We start from the raw sequence: 3,655 nt of genomic DNA, 5'->3' as shown, positions 1-3,655 counted from the left end.
TAAGTAACAAGTTTAATTATTTCACTTGTCTACCTAGAAGGGAGCATATCACTGAGACAGCCCCTCTTTTTTTATCCTTCCATCAATTGCTTTTTAATCCAGGCAATTTCTTCTTTATAAGGTGGTGTTGATTTCTTTGGATTTTCCGGGTCTTTGATATACGGAGTCTCCAGAATTTTCGGAATCGTTTCAAAGCGCGAATCTCGAATAACCTGCATCAGAGCGTCGCTTCCTAAATAACCTTTTCCAAAATTCTCGTGGCGGTCTTTTGCTGCACCGAGCGGATTTTTACTGTCGTTAATATGGAAAGCAGCAATCTGGTCAAGACCAATTATTTTATCAAATTCCTTCATAACATTTTCGTAGTCGTTCACTAAATCGTAGCCGGCATCATTTACATGGCAGGTGTCAAAGCAGACGCGAAGTTTATCCGGATGATTGCAGCCGTCATAAATAGCCTTCAATTCTTCAAAACTGCGTCCGATTTCTGTGCCTTTTCCAGCCATTGTTTCCAGTGCGATAAACACAGGAGTATCTTCGTTTAAAACTTCATTAAGTCCTTTGCAGATTTGTGCAATACCGGCTTCTGCTCCGGCACCAACATGTGCACCCGGATGTAAAACTAAAACGGTTGCACCCATAGCCGCTGTGCGTTCAATCTCTTTTGCCAGAAAAGTGGCCGCCAGTTCATAGGTCTCCGGTTTTACCGTGTTGGCAAGATTAATAATGTAAGGTGCATGAACAATAAAGTTTGCCATGTCATGTTCTTCCATTAACTTTCTTGCCTGTGGAATGCATAATTCCGAAATATCTTTACGTCTCGTATTCTGGGGAGCACCGGTGTATACCATAAAAGTATTGGCATCATAAGAAAGTGCCTCTTTTACGGAATTCACAAGCATATCTTTGCCGCTCATTCCCACGTGAGAGCCGAGTAATAACATAAGAAATCCTCCTTTGGCACGCCGGGGCGTGTTTGTGATGTTCTTAGTATACACGTTTGGGGGTAATGTGTAAACAATAGATAAATTGTTTGTGCCAAGTGTTCATTCACTCTTTTTTTGTTTCCGTAATTCAAAGAAACTGGCGGTGAACATTTGCTACAAGCTAGAACTTTTGTGACTCAGTCGTTTATTGTTTTACAAATACATTATGAAATGTTTTCTGAATGCAGTTATAAGATGATAAAGAAAAACTTAGTTTGGGATGATGGGGCTGTCAAAAATGTTCGTTACTAGTTCCTTTGCCTTCCAATAATTCCGTAGGAAAACTTTGTGACGAGTGGGTTTTGAGTGCGTCGGTATGTGGCGCTGGTAGTTTCAGTGCCCATACCGCTACGTACTCAATGAACGGGAGTGCCCACGAGACGCAAAGCTTTCCTACGGAATTATTGGAAGACAAAAAATGCCAACGAACACTTGACTCCCCTGCCACATCCATGCTTGACATCTCGTCCCATTTTACCTAAAATAAGAAACTAAGAAAGTGGCTTCATTTGCCACTTGACTTAAGAATTGGAGGAATATCAAAAAATGAGTAAGAAACCTTATTATTTGACGACGGCGATTGCTTATACATCGGGCAAGCCGCATATTGGCAATACTTACGAAATCGTTTTGGCTGATGCCATTGTCCGCTACAAACGTTTTCAGGGGTATGATGTTCGTTTTCAGACAGGAACCGATGAGCATGGACAGAAAATTGAGTTAAAAGCACAGGAAGCAGGAATTACACCAAAAGAATTTGTAGATGGTGTTTCGACAGAGATAAAAAGAATTTGGGATTTGATGAATACGTCTTATGACCGCTTCATCCGTACAACTGATGAGGCTCATGAAAAGCAGGTTCAGAAGATTTTCAAAAAGCTTTATGATAAAGGAGATATTTACAAGGGATTTTATGAGGGTATGTACTGTACGCCTTGCGAATCTTTCTTTACACCATCCCAGCTAGTGGATGGCAAATGTCCGGACTGTGGCAGAGAGTGCCAGCCGGCAAAAGAAGAAGCTTATTTCCTTAAATTAAGTAAATATCAGGACCGCTTGATGAAGCACATCGAGACTCATCCGGAGTTTATTCAGCCGGAGTCTCGTAAAAACGAGATGGTAAATAACTTTTTGAAACCGGGCTTACAGGATTTGTGTGTTTCCCGTACAAGTTTCAAATGGGGAATCCCGGTTGACTTTGACCCGGCACATGTAATTTATGTGTGGATTGATGCGTTAAGCAACTATGTGACCGGTACAGGTTTTGATTTGGATGGAAATCACACGCTTGTGGATGGCGAGAATTTATATGAAAAATACTGGCCGGCAGATTTGCATCTGATTGGAAAAGATATTCTTCGTTTCCACACGATTTACTGGCCGATTATGCTGATGGCGCTTGACCTTCCACTGCCGAAACAGGTATTTGGACATCCGTGGCTTTTGCAGGGTGACGGCAAGATGAGTAAGAGCAAGGGAAATGTTATTTATGCTGATGATTTGGTAGATATTTTTGGCGTGGATGCCGTACGTTATTTTGTTTTGCATGAAATGCCATTTGAAAATGATGGTGTTGTGAGCTGGGAGCTCATGGTAGAGCGTATGAACTCTGACCTTGCGAATGTTCTTGGCAACCTTGTAAATCGTACCATTTCCATGACGAACAAATATCTTGGCGGCGTTTTGGAAAATAAAAATGTGACAGAAGCAGTTGATGACGATTTGAAAGAGACTGTTTTGTCAGTACCAAAAGCAGTTGAAGAAAAAATGGATAAACTGCGTGTGGCGGATGCGATTACGGAAGTGTTCCGCCTGTTCAAACGCTGTAACAAATATATTGATGAGACGGAGCCATGGGTACTTGGTAAAGACGAGGCAAAGAAAGACCGTCTTTCTACCGTCCTTTACAACTTAGTTGAGAGTATCGTAATTGGTGCCAGTCTGTTAGAGCCATTTATGCCGGAGACGACAGAGAAAATTCTCGCACAGTTAAATGCGAAAAAACGTGGTTATGAAGAAATGGATACGTTTGGTCAGTATGAGTCCGGTACAAAAGTAACGGATTCTCCGGAAATTTTGTTTATGCGTCTCGATCCGAAAGAAGTTTTGGCAAAGGCTGAAGAAATTAAACAGAAACAGATGGCAGAAGTAAAGGCTGAGTCCGGTGAAGAAGATGCCGGCGAGGAAGAAGGAATTGACATCGAAGCAAAACCGGAAATCACATTTGATGACTTTATGAAAATGCAGTTCCAGGTGGGCGAGATTATTGCCTGTGAGGAAGTGCCGAAATCGAAAAAATTACTTTGCAGCCAGGTGAAAATTGGCAGTGAAGTCAAACAGATTGTATCAGGAATTAAGAAATATTATTCACCGGAAGAAATGGTTGGCAAAAAAGTAATGGTACTTGTCAACTTAAAACCGGCGAAACTTGCAGGAGTATTATCGGAAGGAATGCTTCTTTGCGCAGAAGACGCAGAAGGCAACCTCTCCCTCATGACTCCCGAGAAAAAAATGCCGGCAGGAGCAGAGATATGCTAAAGCATTGAGCCGTGCACTAGAAAGAAACGATTTCTCTTGTGCTTGCACAAAAGAGAAAATCGTTTCTTTCTAGTATAGGGCGAAAGCCCGGCAGTGAGGAATGCGGAGCATTCCGAGGTGCGGCACGGCGA

The 3,655-nt window shown here is 42.1% G+C and carries 2 protein-coding genes; one reads left to right on the top strand and one right to left on the bottom strand.

From position 1 onward, the window contains the following. Positions 1-71 precede the first annotated feature (71 nt). Positions 72-944 carry a deoxyribonuclease IV gene (locus DW005_RS05750; protein ID WP_117478533.1) on the bottom strand — a complete coding sequence of 291 codons (873 nt, stop codon included), beginning with the start codon at positions 942-944 and terminating at the stop codon, positions 72-74. A gap of 588 nt (positions 945-1,532) precedes the next feature. On the opposite strand from DW005_RS05750, the gene metG reads away from it, so the two are divergent. After that, the gene (gene metG, locus DW005_RS05740; protein ID WP_117478531.1) at positions 1,533-3,524 is read left to right on the top strand and encodes a methionine--tRNA ligase; all 1,992 of its coding nucleotides are present in this window, start codon (positions 1,533-1,535) and stop codon (positions 3,522-3,524) included. Positions 3,525-3,655: the final 131 nt, after the last annotated feature.

Origin of the sequence: Clostridium sp. AF36-4, from assembly GCF_003435975.1 — a bacterium.
In the GTDB taxonomy this organism is placed as follows: domain Bacteria; phylum Bacillota; class Clostridia; order Lachnospirales; family Lachnospiraceae; genus Eubacterium_F.
The sequence above is the reverse complement of the archived record's forward strand: the minus strand, read 5'-3'. Positions and strand labels throughout refer to the sequence as shown.